Source organism: Streptomyces sp. NBC_01341 (genome assembly GCF_035946055.1).
GTDB lineage: Bacteria > Actinomycetota > Actinomycetes > Streptomycetales > Streptomycetaceae > Streptomyces.
Genome location: NZ_CP108364.1, coordinates 4,915,920 through 4,937,276, shown reverse-complemented (window position 1 = coordinate 4,937,276; position 21,357 = coordinate 4,915,920). Strand labels below are relative to the sequence as shown.

The following is a 21,357-nucleotide window of genomic DNA, read 5'->3' as shown; positions in this document are numbered from 1 at the left end:
GACGGACAATGGATTGGACAAGGGGGCCATGGACATAAGCATCATGGACCGGCAACCGTGTCCGTTCGCACATCCGTGAGGGAGTCCCAGTGAAGGTCGGAATCGTCGGCGCCACCGGTCAGGTCGGCACAGTCATGCTCAGGATTCTGGCCGAGCGGAAGTTCCCCGTCGCCGAACTGCGGCTCTTCGCCTCCGCCCGCTCCGCGGGCTCCGTCATCGCGTACGAGGGCACGGACGTCACCGTGGAGGACGCCTCCACCGCGGACTACACGGGCCTCGACATCGTGCTGTTCTCCGCGGGCGGCGCCACGTCGAAGGCGCTGGCCGAGAAGGTCGCCTCGCAGGGCGCCGTGGTGATCGACAACTCCTCCGCATGGCGTAAGGACCCCGAGGTACCGCTGGTCGTCTCCGAGGTCAACGCTCACGCGATCGCGAACCGCCCCAAGGGCATCATCGCCAACCCGAACTGCACCACGATGGCGGCCATGCCCGTGCTGCGCCCCCTGCACGACGAGGCGCGGCTCGACGCGCTGACGGTGGCCACCTACCAGGCGGTGTCCGGCTCCGGGCTCGCCGGTGTGGCGGAGCTGCACGGACAGGCGTCCAAGGTCGTCGCCGACGCGGACAAGCTGACGCACGACGGCGAGGCCGTGGACTTCCCCGAGCCGGCCGTCTACAAGCGCCCGATCGCCTTCAACGTGCTGCCGCTCGCCGGCTCGATCGTCGACGACGGTTCCTTCGAGACGGACGAGGAGCAGAAGCTCCGCAACGAGTCCCGCAAGATCCTGGAGATCCCGGAGCTCAAGGTGTCCGGCACCTGCGTCCGGGTCCCGGTCTTCTCCGGTCACTCCCTGCAGATCAACGCCCGCTTCGGCCGCCCGATCAGCGTCGAGCGCGCCTACGAGCTGCTGAAGGACGCGGAGGGCGTCGAGCTCTCCGAGATCCCGACCCCGCTCCAGGCGGCCGGCAAGGACGCCTCGTACGTGGGCCGCATCCGCGTCGACGAGACCGTCGAGCACGGCCTGGCGCTGTTCGTCTCCAACGACAACCTCCGCAAGGGCGCCGCGCTGAACGCGGTGCAGATCGCGGAGCTGGTCGCGGCGGAGCTGAAGGGCTGACGGCCCACCCCACTCGCACGGAAGGGCGGCACCCCGTACCGGGGGCCGCCCTTCTCGCGAGTAGGAAAAGGAAGCCACCCGCAGACGCCGGGTCCGCTCCGAAACCGGGCGGCGTACGCGGTACTGATCGGAGGGTGGCCCTCACACCGGGAGGTCCGCCTGAAACGGACATCGCGCTGCGCCCGTTCCACGTGGAAGGATGGCCGAAAACGTCGGATATCAAGGAGATGACCGCGTGCCTGGCACGAATCTGACCCGCGAAGAGGCACAGGAGCGGGCGCGCCTGCTGACCGTGGACGCGTACGAGGTCGATCTCGACCTCTCCGGAGCGCAGGAGGGCGGTACCTACAGGTCCGTCACCACCGTGCGCTTCGACTCCGCCGAGGCCGGCGCGGAGACCTTCATCGACCTGGTCGCCCCGGCCGTGCACGACGTCGTGCTGAACGGGAAGGCGCTGGACGTCGCGGCGGTCTTCCGTGACTCCCGGATCGCGCTGCCGCACCTGCTGTCCGGTGCGAACGAGCTGAAGGTCGTCGCCGACTGCTCGTACACCAACACCGGTGAGGGCCTGCACCGGTTCGTCGACCCGGTCGACGAGCAGGCCTACCTCTACACACAGTTCGAGGTCCCGGACGCCCGCAGGGTGTTCGCCAGCTTCGAGCAGCCCGACCTGAAGGCGACCTTCCGGTTCACGGTGAAGGCCCCCTCGGGCTGGACCGTGATCTCCAACTCGCCGACGCCGGAGCCCAAGGACGACGTCTGGTCCTTCGAGCCGACGCCGCGTATCTCCACCTACATCACGGCGCTGATCGCGGGCCCGTACCACGCGGTGCACAGCAGCTACGAGAAGGACGGCCAGTCCGTCCCGCTCGGTATCTACTGCCGGCCCTCCCTCGCCGAGTACCTCGACGCGGACGAGATCTTCGAGGTCACGCGGCTGGGCTTCGACTGGTTCCAGGAGAAGTTCGACTACGCGTACCCGTTCGCCAAGTACGACCAGCTCTTCGTCCCGGAGTTCAACGCGGGCGCGATGGAGAACGCGGGCGCGGTCACGATCCGCGACCAGTACGTCTTCCGCTCGAAGGTGACGGACGCCGCGTACGAGACGCGGGCCGAGACCATCCTCCACGAGCTGGCCCACATGTGGTTCGGCGACCTGGTCACCATGGAGTGGTGGAACGACCTCTGGCTCAACGAGTCGTTCGCGACGTACACCTCCATCGCCTGCCTGGCGGACGCGGAGGGCTCGAAGTGGCCGCACTCCTGGACCACCTTCGCCAACTCGATGAAGACGTGGGCCTACCGCCAGGACCAGCTGCCCTCGACGCACCCGATCATGGCGGACATCCAGGACCTCGACGACGTCCTGGTGAACTTCGACGGGATCACGTACGCGAAGGGCGCATCGGTCCTCAAGCAGCTGGTGGCGTACGTCGGCCGGGACGAGTTCTTCAAGGGCGTCCAGGCCTACTTCAAGGCGCACGCCTTCGGCAACACGCGCCTGACGGACCTGCTGGGCGCGCTGGAGGAGACCTCCGGCCGTGACCTGAAGACCTGGTCGAAGGCGTGGCTGGAGACGGCCGGGATCAACATCCTGCGCCCGGAGATCGAGACCGACGAGCACGGTCACGTCACCTCCTTCACCGTCCTCCAGGAGGCCCCGGCCCTGCCCGCCGGCGCCAAGGGCGAGCCGACGCTCCGCCCGCACCGGATCGCGATCGGCTGCTACGACCTGGACGAGGCCGGGAAGCTGGTCCGCACGGACCGGATCGAGCTGGACGTCGACGGCGAGCGCACCACCGTGCCGTTCCCCGCGGGCACGGCCCGTCCGGCGGTCGTCCTGCTCAACGACGACGACCTGTCGTACGCCAAGGTCCGCCTCGACGAGGAGTCCCTGCGGGTCGTCACCGCGCACCTGGGCGACTTCGCCGAGTCCCTGCCCCGGGCACTCAGCTGGGCCTCGGCCTGGGACATGACGCGCGACGGCGAACTGGCGACGCGCGACTACCTCGCGCTGGTCCTCTCCGGCATCTCCAAGGAGTCGGACATCGGCGTCGTGCAGTCGCTGCATCGCCAGGTGAAGACGGCCCTCGACCTGTACGCGGCGCCCGAGTGGCGCGAGGCGGGTCTGAACCAGTGGACCGAGGCGACGCTGGCGCACCTGCGCGCGGCCGAGCCGGGCGGTGACCACCAGCTGGCCTGGGCCCGCGCCTTCGCGGCGACGGCCCGCAGCCCGCTGCACCTGGACGTGCTGCAGTCGCTGCTGGACGGCTCGCAGGTGATCGAGGGACTGACCGTCGACACCGAGCTGCGCTGGGCGTTCGTGCAGCGTCTGGCCGCGACCGGCCTCCTGGACGAGGAGGAGATCGCGGCGGAGTACGAGCGCGACAGGACGGCCGCGGGTGAGCGCCACGCGGCGTCCGCGCGTGCGGCGCAGCCCTCCGAGGAGGCGAAGGCCGAGGCGTGGGCCTCGGTCGTCGAGTCGGACAAGCTGCCGAACTCCCTCCAGGAGGCCGTCATCGACGGGTTCGTCCAGACGGACCAGCGTGATCTGCTGGCTCCGTACACGGAGAAGTTCTTCGCCGCGGTCAAGGGCGTCTGGGACTCCCGGAGCCATGAGATGGCGCAGCAGATCGCGGTGGGCCTGTACCCGGCCCTCCAGGTCTCCCAGGAGACCCTGGACGCCACGGACGCCTGGCTGGAGTCGGCGCAGCCGAGCGCCGCGCTGCGCAGGCTGATGTCGGAGTCCAGGTCGGGTGTGGAGCGTGCGCTCAGGGCCCAGGCGGCGGACGCCGCGGCGGCGACCGCCTAGCGGACCCGGCGGGAACGTGTAGGGGCGCCTCCGGCGGGAGGCGCCCCTCTCGCGTGGGCGGGGCCGCTGGCGCCCGCGGGTGCCGTCACCCGGGACCGGCGCCTGTGACCGCCCGGCGGGCGGGCGCCTGGGCGCGGCCGCCGGCCGGGCGGGTGTTCGGGAAGGACGGCCCTCAGGCCACCGACTCCTCGTAGCGGCGGACCAGTTCGGCCGCGCCCGCCTCGGTCGGTGAGCCGTGCAGACGCATCCGGGCCACTCCGCCGTCGGGGAAGGCGTCGAGGCGTACGTGGGTGACCACGGCCTCGGCGTCCAGGACGAATCGGTGCGCCGTGTCGGGCTGGAGCCTGGTGCGGGGGATGATCTCGAACCACTCGCCGTCGCCGTCGCGTCCCTGGAGGCTGATCCAGCCGGCCGAGTTGCCCTTGAGGTAGGCCGTGTCGATCTCGACGGCGCGCACCGCGCCCTGGGCGGGCAGCCGGAAGCGCACCCAGTCGTTCGTGTCGCGGACCCGGCGGCGGCGGTTCTCCCAGCCGTCGTCCATCTTCCGAGACGTACCCGGCAGGATGATCTGGGCCGGCGAGGAGTAGAAGCGGTCCGAAGCGTCCTCGTACATTCCGCCGTTCAGGATCGAGAGCAGGTCGATCGTGCCGAGTGCGGCGATCCAGGCCGGGTCCGGGACGACCTCGCCGTGCACACGGAGCCGGGCGATGCCGCCGTCGGGGTGCTGGCGGAGACGGACGTGGGTGTAGCGGCGGTCGGCGGTGATCTCGAAGGCGTTGGCCGCGTGGCCGCGTACGGGGGTCGGCGGGACGATCTCCTCCCACTTCACGTCGTCGGCGAGGAGTCGCTCGGGGCTCGGGGCGCCGTCGAGGGCCGTGGCCTGGACGGAGACGCGCTGGGGGTAGTTGCCGCGGAAGTGGGCGGTGTCGACGACGATGCCCCTGATGATCCCGGGAACACCGAGGCGGACGATCGCCCAGTCGTGGTCCCCGGGCGCGGGGAAGGGGTGGTCCGCGTCGGCGCCGCGCCGGCGGCGGGTCTCCCAGCCGTCCATGATCTTTCCCTTGTGGCCGAAGCGCTCGGGGTCGAAGACGGCGGGTTCGCGGATCAGCAGGTTCTCGCGCTCGGCGAAGAACTCGTCGTTGGCGGCGATCACGCCCGCGCCGAGCCGGCGGTCCGCGAGGTCGACGAGGTCGGTGAAGGGGAGGCCGGTGGCGTCCCGGTAGTCGGCGTACGGGTCGCCCCCGCCGTAAGGGGCCGCGTCGTTCGCGTGGGGGTCGGAGTCGTTGAATGCGGTCTCGCTCGCGTCGGTGGTCATGACCCGACTTTCGACCCCACCAACCCATCAGGTCCATCGAAAGTTTTCGTACGGTCATTTCACTTCTTCTTAACGATCATTCTCCTCGACGGTCTGGCTGGTCCCCGGCCAGATCCCCCGCCACCCGCCGCAGGGCCGTCAGCACCCGTGCCACGGCGGGGCCGCGCCCGGCGCCCTGCCTCACTGCGGCCACCACATGCCGGTGCGGGCGGTCCGCCTCCAGGACCCGCATGGCCACTCCGTCGCCGCAGCGGTCGGCGGCCGACACCATCCGGGGCACCAGCGCCACCCCCATGCCCGCCTCCACCATGGCCAGGATCGCGGTCCAGCCCGAGGCGCTGTGGGCCTGCTCCGGGACGAAGCCCGCCGCTTCGCACGCGGCCCTCGTGATCTCCGACCAGGGGCCGGACCCGCCGAAGATCCAGGGCTCCGAGGCGAGACAGGCAAGCCGCAGGCCGGGGGTGCGGGCGAGTCGGTGATCCGCGGGCAGCGCGACGTCGAGCGGGTCGGCGAGCAGCGGGACGAGGGTGAAGCGGGGGTCGCGGGCCGTCGGGGCGTGCGCCGCGAGGGAGAGGGCGAGATCCACGTCCCCGGCCGAAAGCAGCTCGTACGCCTGGGCCGCCTCCGCCTCCCGGACACGCACCTCGGGACCGGGGCGGCCTCCGGCCCGCAGGAGCCGGACGGCCGGTACGACGAGGGCGGGTACGGCCGTCGAGAACGCGCCGACCCGCACCTGTCCGGCCTCGCCGCGCAGATAGCCGGTCAGTTCGGCGTCCGCCTGCTCCAACTGGGCGAAGACCGCTTCGGCGTGGCGCAGCACGAGGTGGGCGGCGTCGGTCAGGCGGACCCTGCGCCCCTGCGCTTCGAGCAGCGGCACCCCGAGCTGCCTGGCGAGGTTGGTCAGCTGCTGCGACACGGCCGAGGGGGTCATGAGGAGGGCCTCGGCCGTCGCGGTGACCGTGCCCCGGTCGCGCAGCGTGCGCAGGATGCGGAGCTTCTTGACGTCCCACTCGGTCATGGGCGCAACCTACCCGGGACCGGACATGCCGGTGCGCCGCGCGGTACGAGGTACCGGCGGCGCACTCGGGAGATCTGTCTAGGCCTGCTTCTTGGACTTGTCGAGGACCATGACGAGGCCCACGATCACCAGGAAGATGAGGATCGGCAGCCCGACGTAGAGACCCAGGGTCTCCAGCACGCTCAGGCCGGACCCCGGGTCGTCACCGTCGTCGCGGGTGAGCGCGAGCGCGGGGGACGACATGAGCAGCATCATCAGCGTCGTACCGGCCGCGACGGCGCCGGCGCGCATAGCGTTCTTCTTGTCCACGGTGCAAACGTAGCGAACGCCTGCGACGGGCGCGCGTCCGGGGGTGCCGTACGGGCTCACGGGGCACCCCGACGCTTCGGCGCGCCCCGGCCGTTCGGGCCGCCCGTGCCGCCGCGGGGCGGTGCGAGCACGGCCATCAGCCGGTGCAGCCGTGGTGACGCGGCGATCTCCTCCAGCGTGACGGGATGCCCCTCCGCGTCGGCGATGGGCAGGCGCCAGTTGGGGTACTGGTCCCAGGTGCCGGGGAGGTTCTGCGGGCGCCGGTCGCCCACGGTGTCCGGGAGCCACACACCCGCCATCCGGGCCGGGGTGCGCATCAGGAAGCGGTGCACCGCGCGGACGGCACCCTCCTCGTCCCCCTCGCCCTCGGGCAGCAGCCGCAGCCGGGCCAGGTAGGCGAGCCATTCCGCCGTGTCGGCGGCGTCCTCGGCCAGTTCCCGCTCCAGGTCCCGGGTGAGCAGCCCGAGGCGGTGACGGAGTGTCACGTGGTCACCCGTCAGCCGGGCGGCCGTGGAGGGCAGATCGTGGGTGGTCGCCGTGGCGACGCAGTCCTCGCGCCACTTCTCGGGGGCGAGCGGCCGCCCGGTACCGTCCCAGTCGCGCTCGAACCAGAGCACGGAGGTGCCGAGCACCCCGCGCCGGGCGAGCGCCTCGCGCACGCCCGGTTCGACGGTCCCGAGGTCCTCCCCGATGACGACGGCACCGGCCCGGTGCGCCTCCAGTACGAGGACCGCGAGCATGGCCTCCGCGTCGTGGCCGACGTAGGTGCCCTCGGTGGGCGGACGCCCTTCGGGCACCCACCAGAGCCGGAAGAGGCCCATGACGTGGTCGATGCGCAGGGCCCCGGCGTGGGCGAGCAGACCGCGCAGCAGGTTGCGGTAGGGGGCGTACCCGGAGGCCGCGAGGGCGTCCGGGCGCCAGGGGGGCAGGCCCCAGTCCTGGCCGTGGGCGTTGAAGGCGTCGGGGGGCGCGCCGACGGACATCCCGTGCGCGAAGGCGTCCTGCTGGGACCAGGCGTCGGCGCCGTCGGGATGCACGCCCACGGCGAGGTCGTGGACGATCCCGACCGCCATGCCGGACTCCCGTGCGGCGCTCTGGGCGGCGGCGAGCTGGGTGTCGGTGAGCCAGGCGAGCCGGCAGTGGAAGTCGACCCGGTCCATGAGGCCGGAACGGGCGCGGGCGCTCTCCGGGGAGCGCGGGTTCCGGAGTCCCTCGGGCCATTCCCGCCACCGGGAGCCGTGCACCTCGGCCAGTGCGCACCACAGGGCGTGGTCCTCCAGGGCGCGCCCCTGCTCGGCGAGGAAGTCGCAGTAGGCGGCGCGGCGGCCGGGTGTCAGGGGGACCTGGTGGATGAGCTCCAGCGCCTGCTTCTTGAGTTCCCACACGGCGTCACGGTCGATCAGCGCGCCCTTGTTCAGCACGGCTTCGCGCAGCGCGGCGGCCTCCTGGCGCAGGTCGTCGAGCGCGGCCCTGCCGGGCTCGGGGACGTGGCCGTACTCCGGGATCGACTCGATGTGGAGGTGGACCGGGTCGGGGAAGCGCCGCGAGGAGGGCCGGTAGGGGGAGGGATCGGTCGGCTTGCCGGGTACCGCGGCGTGCAGGGGGTTGACCTGCACGAATCCGCTGCCCAGGGTGCGGCCCGACCAGTCGGCGAGGTCGGCCAGGTCACCGAGGTCGCCCATGCCCCAGGAGCGGGCGGAGAGCAGCGAGTAGAGCTGGACCAGGAAGCCGTGCGTTCGTCCGGGGGGCCGGGGCACGCGGTCGGGGGCGACGACGAGCGTGGCGCCGGCGTGGTGGTGGTCGGGGGTGCGGACGGTCAGCCGGTGGACGCCCGGCGGCGGTCCGGCCCACCAGGAGGGCACGGCCGCCGCGCCCCGGGCCGGCGCCGGCGTCACCCGCATCGTCAGGGGCGAGGACGCGCCGGCGGCCTCCGGCTCGGGGTCGACCGTCACGGCCGACCCGGTCGGCAGCGCGGTCAGCGCGGCCGGAAGCGGCTCTCCCGACCAGACCACGACCGTCGGCGGGAGCAGGCGGGAGGCCGCTGCGGACTCGGCCGCGGCGAGTGATCTCCCCACCTCGGCGGGCGTGGCGGCTTCGACGCCCAGCGCGGCGAGCACGGCCGTGACCGTGTCGTCGGGGACGGACACCGTGACATCCGCGGACGGGGAGAAGGAGGTGGCGACGCCGTGCAGTTCGGCGAGCCGGGACAAGCCCATTCAGACTCCTGGGGACTCCATGCCCCCTGCGGTGCCGGGTGCTGTCGGCTCGCTGGTCAGAGGGGCGACGGCGGCGAGCGGTGGCTCGCTCGTGAGAGGTGTGGCGTCGGCGAGCGGAGGCTCGCTGGTGAGCGGCGCGTCGGCGAAGGCCGCTTCACCGGTCAGGTCGGAGACGTAGGCGAGCGGCAGCTCGCTGATCATCGGAGGGACGGTGGCGGTCGGGGACTTCTTGGCTGCCGGCGGATCGCAATCCATGAGGCTCGGTACCTGTTTGGAGAGGGCGGAGAGCAGAAGCTGTGCGGAAGCGGGCACGTAGGCCTCCTGGCCGTGGACGACAGGACAGGGCAGACCTACCCAGCCGGCGCGGCCGCAGACGTGAACGTGACATACGCGTTATACCAACGAGCTGAACGTGCCGTGAGTCACATTCGGTTCCCCGCATGCCGGGTCTGGGCGGTTTTCGGCCACTCGGCAGCACCCGCGCGTGCGCCCCGCCCGGATCACACGTCACCCCCGGCATATCCGGCACGACGGCCACGCGGATTGACACTCTCACCCCCGGATGGTGGGCTCGGACGTCACTGGCGGGGCGGAGTCAGGACGAAGGGGACACTGTGCGGATCGGGCCCAGGAGGTACGCGGCGGCCGTCGCCGTCGCCATGATCGGCGGGCTCCTCGGTCCTCTGGCACCCGTGGCGGCCGGAGTGCCGGCAGTCCCCGGTGGCCCCGGGGCGACGGCGGCCCCCCGCACCGGGGCGGCGGCCCGGCTGCCGGCGGTCTGGCCGCGCCCGCAGTCCATCGAGGCCACCGGCCGCTCCGTGCCGCTGGGCACCGACGTCACGCTCCTCGCCGACAGCGATTCCGACCCGTACGCCCTGGACGCACTCCGGGAACTCCTCGCCGACGCCGGTGTGCGCACCGTGCACGAGGCCCTGCCCGGCCGCGGCCCGGTGATCCGGCTCGGCGGTACGGACGCGGGCGTCGCGCTGCGGGACCTGCGTGCTCCCGGGCGGGCCGATCTGCCGTCCGGGGGCTATCGCCTCGCCTCGGGGAGGACCGGGGGACGCCCCACGGTGGCGATGGACGGTGTCGGTGAGGACGGCCTGTTCCACGCCGTCCAGACCCTGCGCAGGCTCGTCACGGACGGCACCGTCGCGGGTGCCGTGGTCCGCGACTGGCCCGGCACCGCCGTGCGCGGGACGGCCGAGGGCTTCTACGGACAGCCGTGGACCCAGGAGGAACGGCTCTCCCAGCTGGCGTTCATGGGCCGTACGAAGCAGAACCGCTACCTGTACGCGGCCGGGGACGACCCCTACCGTCAGGCCCGCTGGCGTGAGCCGTACCCCGCGGACCGGCGTGCCGGCTTCCGTGCGCTGGCCGGGAAGGCGCGGACCCAGCACGTGACCCTCGGCTGGGCCGTCTCCCCCGGGCAGGCGATGTGCATGGCGTCCCAGGGTGACGTCAGGGCGCTGACGCGGAAGATCGACGCGATGTGGGATCTCGGGGTGCGGGCCTTCCAGCTTCAGTTCCAGGACGTGAGCTACAGCGAATGGCACTGCGACGAGGACGCGGAGACGTTCGGCAGCGGGCCGCGGGCCGCTGCCGCGGCGCAGGCCCGGGTCGCGAACGCCGTCGCCCGGCACCTCGCGGACCGGCACCCGGACGCGGAACCGCTCGTGGTGATGCCGACGGAGTTCTACCAGGACGGCGCCACCGACTACCGCACCGCTCTGGCCGCCGGGCTGGACCGCCGGGTGCAGGTCGCCTGGACCGGTGTCGGCGTCGTACCGAGGACGATCACCGGGCGGGAGCTCGCGGGTGCGCGGGCCGCGTTCCGGCGTCCCCTGGTCACCATGGACAACTACCCGGTCAACGACTACGCGCAGGACCGGATCTTCCTCGGCCCCTACACCGGCAGGGACCCGGCGGTGGCGAGCGGCTCCGCCGCGCTGCTGGCCAACGCCATGAAGCAGCCCTCCGTGTCCCGCATCCCGTTGTTCACGGCGGCGGACTTCGCCTGGAATCCGAAGCACTACCGGCCGCAGGAGTCCTGGCAGGCCGCCCTGGACGACCTCGCCGGCGGGGACGCCTCTGCCCGGGCGGCGCTGGGCGCGCTGGCGGGCAACAGCGCCGCGTCGGTGCTGGGCGGCGACGAGTCCGCGTACCTGCGGCCGCTGCTGACCGCGTTCCGGGAGTCCCGCGCGGCCCAGGGTGCGGCGGGCGTCGCGGCTCGCGACAGGGCGGCGAGAGAGCTCAGGGACGCGTTCGGCGTGATGCGGCAGGCGCCGGAGCGCTTGGCGGACACCGCGGACGGGCGCCTCGGGGACGAGGTGCGGCCGTGGACCGAACAGCTGGCCCGGTACGGCCGGGCGGGTGAACTGGCCGTCGGCGTGCTGCGCGCGCAGGAACGCGGTGACGGGGCCGCCGCCTACCGGGCCCTGCTGGCGCTGGAGCCGCTGCGTGAGGAGATCGGCGCGAGCCCGGCCACGGTGGGCAAGGGTGTGCTGGACCCGTTCCTGGACCGGGTCGTCTCGGAGGCCGGCGCCTGGAACGGCACCGACCGCGACCCGGGCACCGTGACCCGGAGCGCGGACGGCTACACGGTCCGGCTCGACCGGGCCCGGCCGCTGAAGGCCGTCACCACGATGACCCGGCCGGACAGCGACGCGGCGGAGGCGGTCCTCCAGGCCCATGTGCCGGGCGAGGGCTGGCGCCGGATCGGTTCCCTGTCCGGGACCGGCTGGACCCAGACGGAGGGCGGGGGCCTGCGGGCGGACGCCCTTCGGGTCGCCTTCGCCTCGGCCCGTCCGGTGTTCGCCGGTCCCCGGCCCCCGGGTGTCACCGCAGCACCGGCGGCCGGGGAAGCGCCGGACGTGCGGGCGGTGGTCCCGTGGTTCGGCGACGAGCCGGCGGCACGGCTGGCGCTCGCCCGCAGCAGGACGGACGCTGTCATCGGCGGCGGCACGCACCGGGTCGAGGCACGGCTGGCGGGCGGCCGCCCCGCCGAGGTGAGGGGCAGGCTGACGGCGAAGGCACCCGAGGGGATCGAGGTGAAGGTACCGAAGCGGACGACGGTGCCGCGCGGCGCGCGCACCCACGTCCCGGTGGACATCACCGTGCCCGCGGACACCCCGGCCGGCGAGTACGAGGTTCCGCTGAATTTCGGCGGCGAGAAGAGCACGCTGACCGTACGGGCCTTCCCCCGCACGGCCGGCCCCGACCTCGCGCGCACGGCGAAGGCCTCGTCCTCGGGGGACGAGACCCCGGACTTCCCCGCCTCGGCGGCCTCGGACGGCGATCCCGGGACCCGCTGGTCCTCGCCGGTGGAGGACGGCGCGTGGTGGCAGGCGGAGCTGCCCCGGCCGGTCCGGCTGGGCCAGGTCGTGCTGCGCTGGCAGGACGCGTACGCCTCCCGCTACCGCGTCCAGGTCTCGGCCGACGGCCGCACCTGGCGTACCGCCGCGACCGTGCGGGAAGGCGCCGGAGGGCGCGAGTCGGTCCGCATGGACGCGAAGGACACCCGCTTCATCCGGGTCCGGGGCGACGGACGCGGAACGCGGTACGGCTACTCGCTGTGGTCGGTGGAGGCCTACGCGGTCGCCGGACAGCCCTGAGGGCGGCGGGACGGCGAAGGCCCGGCCGACCGCGCTGTCAGGCCGAGACGCCGTCGATGCGGGCCATCACGTCGTCCGCGCCGAACGGCTGCAGGTAGGGAAGCCAGCGCGGATCCCGGTGTCCCGTCCCGATGATCCGCCAGGCGAGCCCGCTGGGCGGAGCCGGCTGATGGCGCAGCCGCCACCCCAGCTCGGGCAGGTGGCGGTCGGCCTTGACATGGTTGCAGCGGCGGCAGGCGGCCACCACGTTGTCCCAGGCGTGCTGTCCGCCGCGGCTGCGCGGAATGACGTGGTCGACGCTGGTGGCGGCGGCCCCGCAGTACATGCAGCGGCCTCCGTCCCTCGCGAAGAGGGCCCGGCGTGTCAGGGGTACGGGGCCTCGGTAGGGGACCCGCACGAACCGCTTCAGGCGGACGACGCTGGGCGCCGGCAGGGCACGGGTGGCACTGTGCATGAAGGCGCCGGATTCCTCGAGGCAGATGGCCTTGTTCTCGAGGACGAGGACGAGCGCGCGGCGCAGGGGTACGACGCCGAGCGGCTCGTACGAAGCGTTGAGAACCAGGACGTGCGGCACGTGGATGCCTCCTTGTACGCCGGCGACGCGTGGCTCGCGCCGGGACGATCCGATCTCAGTCTCTCCTCATGCCTGGTCCGAGCGCCACCACGTGCGGGTAACGGGCACGAGGGATTTTCCTCACCGCCCGGCCGCACGCGGTCCCCGGACGTCCCGGAACCGGCGCCTCAGCGGGGCGGCGGACCCTGCATGGGATCGGCCACACAGCGTGTATCCCCGCGTGAGTCCCGTCTCTCCCCCCGCCGGAGCAACGAACCACTCCTCCGGCTTCGTTAGTGTTGACGGTCCGCCGTCGCCCCACCTGGAGGTCCCCGTCGTGCCCTTGTCCGCCCTCCTGGCCGTCGCACCGTCGCCCGGGACCCCCGGCTCGCTGGACGAAGCCGCCGAGCGGGCCGGAAACGCCGCGGGCTGGGTCGAGGAGAACTGGTCCACCTGGCTGAACACCGGTCTGCGCATCATCCTGATCGCCGCCATCGCGATCGTGCTGCGCTACCTGATCCGGCGAGCTCTCACCAACCTCATCGACCGGATGAACCGCAGCGCCCAGGCGGTGGAGGGCACCGCTCTCGGCGGTCTGCTGGTCAACGCGGAGCGTCGCCGCCAGCGCTCGGAGGCGATCGGTTCGGTCCTGCGCTCGGTCACGTCGTTCCTGATCCTCGGCACCGCCTCCCTGATGATCCTGGGCGCCTTCAAGATCGATCTGGCTCCGCTGCTGGCCTCTGCGGGTGTGGCCGGTGTGGCGCTGGGCTTCGGCGCCCGCAACCTCGTCACCGACTTCCTCTCCGGAGTCTTCATGATCCTCGAGGACCAGTACGGCGTCGGCGACCAGATCGACGCGGGCGTCGCCTCCGGCGAGGTCATCGAGGTCGGTCTGCGGGTCACCAAGCTGCGCGGCGACAACGGCGAGATCTGGTACGTCCGCAACGGTGAGGTGAAACGGATCGGCAACCTCAGCCAGGGCTGGTCCACGGCCGGCGTCGACGTCACGGTCCGCCCCTCCGAGGACCTGGACGTGGTCCGCAACGCGATCAGCGGCGCGGCCGAGGCCATGACCAAGGAGGAGCCCTGGTCGGAGCGGCTGTGGGGCCCGGTCGAGGTGCTCGGCCTGGACGCGGTGCTGCTCGACTCGATGACCGTGAGGGTCACGGCGAAGACGATGCCGGGCAAGTCGCTGGGTGTGGAGCGCGAGCTGCGCTGGCGGATCAAGCAGGCGCTCGACTCGGCCGGCATCCGGATGGTCGGCGCCCTGCCGCTCCCGGCGGAGGGCGAGTCCACCGCCGATCCGACGGCGGGCATGGCGGCCCCCTCCGCGTACGCCTCGACGACCTCGCCGCAGTCGCTGGCGGCGACCCCGATACCGCCGCCGAACCTCGCGAAGTAACACGGCCGGACGCCGCGGCGGACATCGCCGCACCGGATCCGCCCCCGCAGGTAACGCTTCGGTTGCCTCGGGGGCGTTTTCCATTGACGGCCGCATGACGTCACGCCTACGTTCCTCAATGGACAGGAAACTTTCCTAACAGAGGGCAGGTGTCACTCATGGCCGGAACCACCCCGGGCACCCCCCGCGTGCTGCGCGCCATGAACGACCGGGCAGCCCTCGATCTGCTGCTGGAGCACGGGCCGCTCACCCGCACGAGGATCGGGAAGCTGACGGGCCTGTCCAAGCCCACCGCGTCGCAGCTCCTGGCCCGGCTGGAGGCGGCGGGGCTCGTCGTCGCCACCGGCACGAGCGAGGGGCGGCCCGGTCCCAGCGCCCAGCTGTACGCGGTCAACGCCGGGGCCGCCCATGTGGCGGGTCTCGACGTGACCGCCCAGCGGATCGTCGCAGCCGTCGCGGACGTGACCGGCGCGACCGTCGGCACCCACGAACTGCCCACCTCCGGACGGCGCGCCGGAGGCGTGGTGCGCCAGGTGACGGACGCCCTGGACGGCGCGGTCAAGGACGCCGGCATCACCCGGGCCGATGTGCACCGGGTCGTCATCGGCACCCCCGGAGCGTTCGATCCCGGCACGGGCCGACTGCGCTACGCCTCGCACCTGCCCGGCTGGCACTCCCCCACACTGCTGGACGAGCTGGCCGCCTGCCTGCCGATGCCCGTGGAGTACGAGAACGACGTGAACCTGGTCGCGGTGGCCGAACAGCGGCTCGGTGCGGCCCGTGGCCACGAGGACTTCGTCCTCCTGTGGAACGAGGAGGGCCTCGGCGCCGCCCTCGTCATCAACGGCAGGCTGCACCGCGGCTTCACCGGCGGTGCGGGCGAGGTCGGCTTCCTGCCCGTGCCCGGCACCCCGCTGGTGCGCCAGGTGGTGAAGGCGAACGCCGGTGGTTTCCAGGAACTGGCGGGCGCCCAGGCCGTACCGAGGCTCGCCACGGCCCTGGGCATCGAGACCCCGCACCAGCCGTACACGGAAGTCGCCGCAGGGCTCCTGGCCCGGGCCGCCGCCGAGTACGAGCGGGAGCCGGCCCTCACCGAGCTCCTGCGGCAGTACGCGCAGCGCCTCGCCACCGGGCTCGCGTCCGTCACCGCCGTGCTCGACCCGGGGCTGATCGTCCTCTCGGGCGGGCTGGTCTCCGCCGGCGGCGAGCGGCTGCTGTCCCTGGTCCAGGGCGAGCTCGCCGAACTGGCCGCGTCCCGGCCGCGTCTCGCCCTCGGGCTCATCGACCGGCATCCGGTCCTTCGGGGCGCCCTGGAACGCGCCCTGGCGGACACCCGCGACGAAGTGTTCGACACCTCTCGCTGACCCCGCAGCACTCCGCCGCACCTCCCGCTCCACTCCCTGCCCCACTCCTCCTTCTCCTTCGTCCCCCTGCCCCTGGGAGCTTTGTCATGCGCAGATGCCGCACGCTGACCACCACGGCCGTCGCCGTCGCCGCGATCTCCGTACTCGCCACCGCCTGTACGGGCCAGACCGAGTCCGGTGCGAACGACGACCCGAACGCGAAGACCACGATCAACTTCTGGCACGGCTGGAGCGCGCCCTCCGAGGTGAAGGCCGTCCAGGACAACGTGGACCGGTTCGAGAAGACCCACCCCAACATCACCGTCAAGGTCGTCGGCAACATCAATGACGACAAGCTCAACCAGGCGCTGCGCGCGGGAGGTTCGAACGGGCCGGACGTGGTGTCCTCCTTCACCACCTCGAACGTGGGCAAGTTCTGCTCGTCCGGAGCCTTCGCCGATCTCGGGCCGTTCATCGAGAAGTCGAAGCTGGACCTGGAGAAGACCTTCCCCAAGGTCCTGCTGGACTACACGCAGTTCGAGGGCAAGCGGTGCGCACTGCCGCTGCTCGCCGACGCGTACGGGCTCTACTACAACAAGGACGCCTTCGAGAAGGCCGGCATCACCGCGCCGCCGAAGACGATGTCCGAGCTGGCCTCGGTCGCGAAGAAGCTGACGGTGAGCAAGGGCGACAGCTACGAACAGCTGGGCTTCATGCCGACCTTCCACGGCTACGAGACGGTGGCCGACCACTACCTGTCCTCGTGGGACCACGCGTACTTCGACGCCGAGGGCAAGTCGAACATCGCCGAGGACCCGGCGTTCGCCGAGATGTTCACGTACCAGAAGAAGCTGGTCGAGGACCTGGGCGGATACGAGAAGCTGGAGAAGTACCGGGGTACGTTCGGTGACGAGTGGGGGGCGAAGCACCCCTTCCACACCGGCCAGGTCGCGATGCAGTTGGACGGTGAGTGGCGGCTGGGCATGGCGACGGACGCCAAGGTGCCGTTCGAGATCGGCGTGGCGCCCATGCCGGTCGCCGACGACGAGGCCGACAGCTACGGCAAGGGCTTCCTGTCCGGCACGATCATGGGGATAGCCCCGGCCAGCAAGAAGCAGAACGCGGCCTGGGAGCTCATGAAGTTCATGACGAGCGACACGCAGGCGGTGGTCGACTTCGCGAACGGCATCCGTAACGTGCCGTCCACCTTCGCGGCGCTCAAGTCGCCCGGCCTGAAGTTCGACCCGCGCTTCAAGACGTTCCTCGACATCGCGCAGCACCCGAAGTCCAGCACCCCGGACGGCGCGGTCAACGGCTCGACGTATCAGCAGACCATCCAGGACTTCGGCTTCCAGTACGAGAAGGGCGCGGTGAAGGACCTGAAGGCCGGTCTGGCGAAGACCGCCGCGCAGATCGACACCGACATCGCCAAGGCGGAGTAGTCGCCGATGACCACGCACACGCTCCGCTCCAAGCGCCGCAGGTCGGCGCTGCGGACGGCGGCCTTCATGTCGCCCTGGCTGATCGGGTTCGCCGTCTTCTTCGCGTACCCGATGATCTCGACCGTGTACTTCTCGTTCATGAAGTACGACGGCTTCGGGGCGCCGTCCTTCAACGGGCTGACGAACTGGACGTACGTCTTCGGCGACTACCCCATGTTCTGGCCGTCGCTGCGCAACACGCTGTGGCTGGTGCTCGTCATGGTCAGCTGCCGGGTGGTGTTCGGCCTCGGCATCGGCATGCTGATCACGAAGATCAGGACGGGTACGGGACTCTTCCGCACCTTCTTCTACCTGCCCTACCTCGCGCCGCCCGTGGCCGCGACGCTCGCCTTCGTCTTCCTGCTGAACCCGGGTACGGGCCCCGTCAACGCGATCCTGGGCGACGTGGGGCTGCCGGCTCCGGGCTGGTTCAACGACGCCTCCTGGTCGAAGCCGGCGCTCACGATGCTCGCGGTGTGGGGCATCGGGGACCTCATGGTGATCTTCATGGCGGCGCTCCTCGACGTGCCCCGTGAGCAGTACGAGGCAGCCGAGCTGGACGGCACCTCGGCCTGGCAGCGGTTCCGCTTCGTCACGCTGCCGAACATCTCGCCGATCGTGCTGTTCGCCGTGGTCACGGGGGTGATCCAGGCGATGCAGTACTACACCCAGCCCCTCGTGGCCGGGAAGGTCGCGTCGGGGGTGATCGGCGGCTCCGGGCAGCAGTTCGAGCCGGGATATCCCGACAAGTCGACACTCACGCTGCCCCAGCTGGTCTACAACCTCGGTTTCCAGCGCTTCGACTACGGCTCCGCCTGCGTCGTCGCCCTCGTCCTGTTCGCCCTGGCCATGGCCTTCACCGCACTGCTGATGCGGGGCCGCAACAACCTGATCCAGGCCGGTGACTGAGTCATGACCCAACTCCTCGACCCGCCCCGGCCCTTCACGGCCGACCGGGCGTCCACGCCCGCCGGACGCACCGCCCGCCGCAAGGCACTGCTGCACTGGATCGCGGTGCACTCCCTGGGCGTCGCGGCCGCGCTGTTCTTCGTCCTGCCGTTCGTCTTCGTCCTGCTGACCTCACTGATGAGCGACCAGCAGGCACTGACCAGGGACCTGACGCCCGACACCTGGGAGTGGGAGAACTACCGGCGGGTCCTCGACACCCCCGGCTTCCTGACCTGGTGGCGCAACACCCTCCTGTACGCGGGGGTGGGCACCGTCCTGACGGTGGTCTCGTCCGTGCCCGTCGCCTACGCGCTGGCGAAGTTCCGCTTCCGGGGGCGCCGGCTCTCCCTGATGCTGGTCATCTCGATGATGATGCTGCCGCCGCAGGTCGTCATCATCCCGATGTACCTGTTCTGGGCGAAGCAACTGGACCTCTCCGGCACGCTCTGGCCGCTCATCATCCCGATGGCGTTCGGCGACGCGTTCTCCATCTTCCTGCTGCGACAGTTCCTCCTCACGATCCCCGACGAGTACCTGGACGCGGCGAGGGTCGACGGCTGCGGCGAATTGCGCACCCTGGTCAAGGTCGTGCTGCCGATGGCCAGGCCCGGCATCGCGGCGATCGCCCTGTTCCAGTTCTTCGCCGCGTGGAACGACTACTTCGGGCCGCAGATCTACGCCTCCGAGAACCCGGCCGCATGGACGCTGAGTTACGGCCTGGAATCCTTCAAGGGCGCACACCACACCGACTGGAACCTGACCATGGCCGCGACCGTTCTGGTCATGGCCCCCGTGATCGCCGTCTTCTTCTTCGCCCAGAAGGCATTCGTCGAGGGCGTCACACTGACCGGAGTAAAAGGCTGATATGAAGCTCGCAGTAGTGGGTGGCGGGTCCACCTACACACCCGAACTGATCGACGGTTTCGCACGTCTGCGGGACACCCTGCCCATCGAGGAGCTGGTGCTCGTCGACCCGGCGGCCCACCGGCTGGAGCTCGTCGGCGGTCTGGCGCGGCGGATCTTCGCCAAGCAGGGCCACCCGGGGCGGATCACCACCACGGCCGACCTGGACGCGGGGGTGGAGGGCGCGGACGCGGTGCTGCTCCAACTGCGTGTCGGCGGGCAGGCCGCCCGGAACCAGGACGAGACCTGGCCGCTGGAGTGCGGCTGCGTCGGCCAGGAGACCACCGGGGCCGGAGGTCTCGCCAAGGCGATGCGCACGGTGCCGGTGGTCCTGGACATCGCCGAGCGGGTCAGGCGCGCCAACCCGGACGCGTGGATCATCGACTTCACCAACCCGGTGGGGATCGTGACCCGGGCTCTGCTCCAGGCCGGTCACAAGGCAGTGGGGCTGTGCAACGTCGCGATCGGCTTCCAGCGGAAGTTCGCACGGCTGCTGGACGTCGCTCCGCGTGAGGTGCACCTCGACCACGTCGGTCTCAACCACCTCTCGTGGGAGCTCGGGGTGCGCCTCGGCGGCCCGGACGGCGAGGACGTCCTGCCGAAGCTGCTGGCCGAGCACGGCGACACGATCGCGGGCGACCTGCGCATGCCCCGGCAGCTCGTGGACCGGCTCGGTGTCGTCCCCTCGTACTACCTGCGGTACTTCTACGCGCACGACGAGGTCGTCCGGGAGCTCGGCACGAAGCCGTCCCGGGCGGTGGAGGTCGCCGCCATGGAGAGGGAACTCCTGGCCATGTACGGCGATCCGGCGCTGGACGAGAAGCCGGAACTGCTCGCCAAGCGCGGCGGCGCCTACTACTCGGAGGCGGCCGTGGACCTGGCGGCCTCCCTGCTCGGCGGGAGCGGTTCCGCGGTGCAGGTGGTCAACACGTACAACAACGGCACGCTGCCGTTCCTCCCGGACGACGCGGTGATCGAGACACAGGCGCGTGTCGACGGCACGGGCGCCGTCCCGCTCGCGGTCCCCGCGCTCGACCCCCTCTACGCGGGGCTCATCGGGTCCGTCACGGCCTACGAGGACCTGGCGCTGGACGCGGCACTGCGCGGCGGCCGGGACCGGGTGTTCAAAGCGCTGCTCTCGCATCCGCTCGTGGGCCAGTTCGAGTACGCCGAAGCCCTCACGGACCGGCTGATCGCGCACAACCGGGAGCACCTGGCGTGGGCGTGAACGCATCGGTCCTCGCCATCGACGCGGGGAACAGCAAGACCGATGTGGCACTGATCGGCGAGAACGGCTCGGTCCTGTCCACGGCGCGCGGCGGTGGCTTCCAGCCGCCGGTCGTGGGGGTGGAGCCGGCCGTCGACATCCTGGCGGCGGTGGTCGGGCGGGCGCTCGCGCTGTGCGAGGAGGACGTCGCGGGCGTGGCGCACGTGTCGGCGTGCCTGGCGAACGCCGATCTCCCCGTCGAGGAGGCCGAGCTGGCCGAGGCTCTGCTGCGGCGCGGGTGGGGCGGCACGGTGGAGGTGCGCAACGACACCTTCGCGATCCTGCGCGCCGGGGTGGACGAGCCGCGCGGGGTGGCCGTCGTGTGCGGCGCCGGGATCAACTGCGTGGGCATGGTGCCCGACGGCCGCACCGCCCGCTTCCCGGCGATCGGGCGCATATCGGGTGACTGGGGCGGGGGTTCGGGGCTCGCGGACGAGGCGCTGTGGTTCGCCGCGCGGGCCGAGGACGGCCGCGGGGAGCCGACGGAACTGGCCCGCGCGCTGCCGGGGCACTTCGGGCTCGGATCGATGTACGAGCTGATCGAGGCGCTGCACCGAGGGCTGATCCCCGACGGGCGCCGCCACGAGCTGACTCCGGTGCTGTTCGCGACGAGCGCCGCCGGGGACGCGGTGGCGGGCGCCCTGGTGGACCGCCTGGCGGACGAGGTCGTCGCCATGGCGTCCGTCGCGCTGGGCCGGCTCGGCCTGCTCGCGGAGGAGGTACCGGTGGTGCTGGGGGGCAGCGTGCTCGCTGCACGGCACCCCCGGCTGGACGACCGGATCGCGGCACTGCTCGCCGAGCGCGCGCCCGAGGCGGTGGTACGGGTGGTCGCCCAGCCCCCGGTACTGGGGGCCGCGTTGCTCGGCCTCGACCATGTGGCGGCGCCCCCGGCGGCCCACGGGAGGCTGCGCTCGTACTACGCCTGACACAATGGCACCACAGGTGGGGGCGTCACGCGGCTTCGGCGCCGCGTGACGCCCCTTCCGCACGGGAACCGATCCGGCGCGCCATACGTGTTCATGGTGGGGGAGATCGATCCGGTGCGGATCCAGTTG

At 71.8% G+C, this 21,357-nt stretch carries 15 protein-coding genes and 1 pseudogene; 10 read left to right on the top strand and 6 right to left on the bottom strand.

Annotated features, from left to right (window positions below; translation table 11 throughout):
* Positions 1-89: 89 nt before the first annotated feature.
* A complete protein-coding gene (locus tag OG206_RS21710) occupies positions 90-1,118 on the top strand; it encodes an aspartate-semialdehyde dehydrogenase (protein WP_327118569.1) in 1,029 nt (342 codons plus the stop codon).
* 235 nt (positions 1,119-1,353) lie between these two features.
* Complete coding sequence (pepN, locus tag OG206_RS21705) at positions 1,354-3,930, top strand: aminopeptidase N (RefSeq protein ID WP_327118567.1); 2,577 nt, start codon at positions 1,354-1,356, stop codon at positions 3,928-3,930.
* Between the two features lie 172 nt (positions 3,931-4,102).
* Here pepN and alc read toward each other — a convergent pair whose 3' ends face one another.
* The 5 genes from alc to OG206_RS21680 form a co-directional block, all read right to left on the bottom strand.
* Complete coding sequence (alc, locus tag OG206_RS21700) at positions 4,103-5,248, bottom strand: allantoicase (RefSeq protein ID WP_327118565.1); 1,146 nt, start codon at positions 5,246-5,248, stop codon at positions 4,103-4,105.
* 76 nt (positions 5,249-5,324) lie between these two features.
* A complete protein-coding gene (locus tag OG206_RS21695) occupies positions 5,325-6,266 on the bottom strand; it encodes a LysR family transcriptional regulator (RefSeq protein WP_327118563.1) in 942 nt (313 codons plus the stop codon).
* A gap of 78 nt (positions 6,267-6,344) precedes the next feature.
* Positions 6,345-6,575: a hypothetical protein gene (locus tag OG206_RS21690; RefSeq protein ID WP_442805881.1), complete on the bottom strand. Its 231-nt coding sequence runs from the start codon at positions 6,573-6,575 to the stop codon at positions 6,345-6,347.
* 56 nt (positions 6,576-6,631) lie between these two features.
* Positions 6,632-8,791 carry a 4-alpha-glucanotransferase gene (gene malQ, locus OG206_RS21685; protein WP_327118561.1) on the bottom strand — a complete coding sequence of 720 codons (2,160 nt, stop codon included), beginning with the start codon at positions 8,789-8,791 and terminating at the stop codon, positions 6,632-6,634.
* Positions 8,792-9,103 carry a hypothetical protein gene (locus tag OG206_RS21680; RefSeq protein ID WP_327118559.1) on the bottom strand — a complete coding sequence of 104 codons (312 nt, stop codon included), beginning with the start codon at positions 9,101-9,103 and terminating at the stop codon, positions 8,792-8,794.
* Positions 9,104-9,405: 302 nt separating this feature from the next.
* Between OG206_RS21680 and OG206_RS21675 the strand changes: the two genes are divergently transcribed.
* Complete coding sequence (locus OG206_RS21675; RefSeq protein ID WP_327118557.1) at positions 9,406-12,405, top strand: beta-N-acetylglucosaminidase domain-containing protein; 3,000 nt, start codon at positions 9,406-9,408, stop codon at positions 12,403-12,405.
* Here the strand turns inward: OG206_RS21675 and OG206_RS21670 are convergent.
* Positions 12,381-12,979: pseudogene (locus OG206_RS21670) on the bottom strand (HNH endonuclease). The gene OG206_RS21675 and the pseudogene OG206_RS21670 sit on opposite strands and share 25 nt — an antisense overlap.
* 316 nt (positions 12,980-13,295) lie before the next feature.
* On the opposite strand from OG206_RS21670, the gene OG206_RS21665 reads away from it, so the two are divergent.
* From OG206_RS21665 to OG206_RS21635, 7 genes are all read left to right on the top strand, one after another.
* Positions 13,296-14,360 carry a mechanosensitive ion channel family protein gene (locus OG206_RS21665; RefSeq protein WP_327118555.1) on the top strand — a complete coding sequence of 355 codons (1,065 nt, stop codon included), beginning with the start codon at positions 13,296-13,298 and terminating at the stop codon, positions 14,358-14,360.
* Positions 14,361-14,518: 158 nt separating this feature from the next.
* Positions 14,519-15,724 carry an ROK family transcriptional regulator gene (locus OG206_RS21660; protein WP_327118553.1) on the top strand — a complete coding sequence of 402 codons (1,206 nt, stop codon included), beginning with the start codon at positions 14,519-14,521 and terminating at the stop codon, positions 15,722-15,724.
* An 86-nt stretch (positions 15,725-15,810) separates the two neighbouring features.
* Entirely contained in the window at positions 15,811-17,145 is a 1,335-nt protein-coding gene (locus OG206_RS21655) for an ABC transporter substrate-binding protein (RefSeq protein ID WP_327118551.1), read from the top strand.
* A gap of 6 nt (positions 17,146-17,151) precedes the next feature.
* Complete coding sequence (locus OG206_RS21650; RefSeq protein WP_327118549.1) at positions 17,152-18,093, top strand: carbohydrate ABC transporter permease; 942 nt, start codon at positions 17,152-17,154, stop codon at positions 18,091-18,093.
* Positions 18,094-18,096: 3 nt separating this feature from the next.
* A complete protein-coding gene (locus OG206_RS21645; protein ID WP_327118547.1) occupies positions 18,097-18,996 on the top strand; it encodes a carbohydrate ABC transporter permease in 900 nt (299 codons plus the stop codon).
* A 1-nt stretch (position 18,997) separates the two neighbouring features.
* A complete protein-coding gene (locus OG206_RS21640; RefSeq protein WP_327118545.1) occupies positions 18,998-20,263 on the top strand; it encodes a 6-phospho-beta-glucosidase in 1,266 nt (421 codons plus the stop codon).
* Positions 20,254-21,228, top strand: coding sequence for an N-acetylglucosamine kinase (locus tag OG206_RS21635; protein WP_327118543.1), 975 nt, complete (start codon positions 20,254-20,256; stop codon positions 21,226-21,228). The genes OG206_RS21640 and OG206_RS21635 overlap by 10 nt, the downstream gene beginning before the upstream one ends.
* The last annotated feature ends 129 nt before the right edge of the window (positions 21,229-21,357 follow it).

Excerpts from the sequence above, each read along its gene's own strand:
- alc (WP_327118565.1), bottom strand. The coding sequence starts at position 5,248 with ATGACCACCGACGCGAGCGAGACCGCATTCAACGACTCCGACCCCCAC.
- OG206_RS21695 (WP_327118563.1), bottom strand. The coding sequence starts at position 6,266 with ATGACCGAGTGGGACGTCAAGAAGCTCCGCATCCTGCGCACGCTGCGC.
- malQ (WP_327118561.1), bottom strand. The coding sequence starts at position 8,791 with ATGGGCTTGTCCCGGCTCGCCGAACTGCACGGCGTCGCCACCTCCTTC.
- OG206_RS21660 (WP_327118553.1), top strand. The coding sequence starts at position 14,519 with ATGGCCGGAACCACCCCGGGCACCCCCCGCGTGCTGCGCGCCATGAAC.
- OG206_RS21655 (WP_327118551.1), top strand. The coding sequence starts at position 15,811 with ATGCGCAGATGCCGCACGCTGACCACCACGGCCGTCGCCGTCGCCGCG.
- OG206_RS21650 (WP_327118549.1), top strand. The coding sequence starts at position 17,152 with ATGACCACGCACACGCTCCGCTCCAAGCGCCGCAGGTCGGCGCTGCGG.
- OG206_RS21645 (WP_327118547.1), top strand. The coding sequence starts at position 18,097 with ATGACCCAACTCCTCGACCCGCCCCGGCCCTTCACGGCCGACCGGGCG.
- OG206_RS21640 (WP_327118545.1), top strand. The coding sequence starts at position 18,998 with ATGAAGCTCGCAGTAGTGGGTGGCGGGTCCACCTACACACCCGAACTG.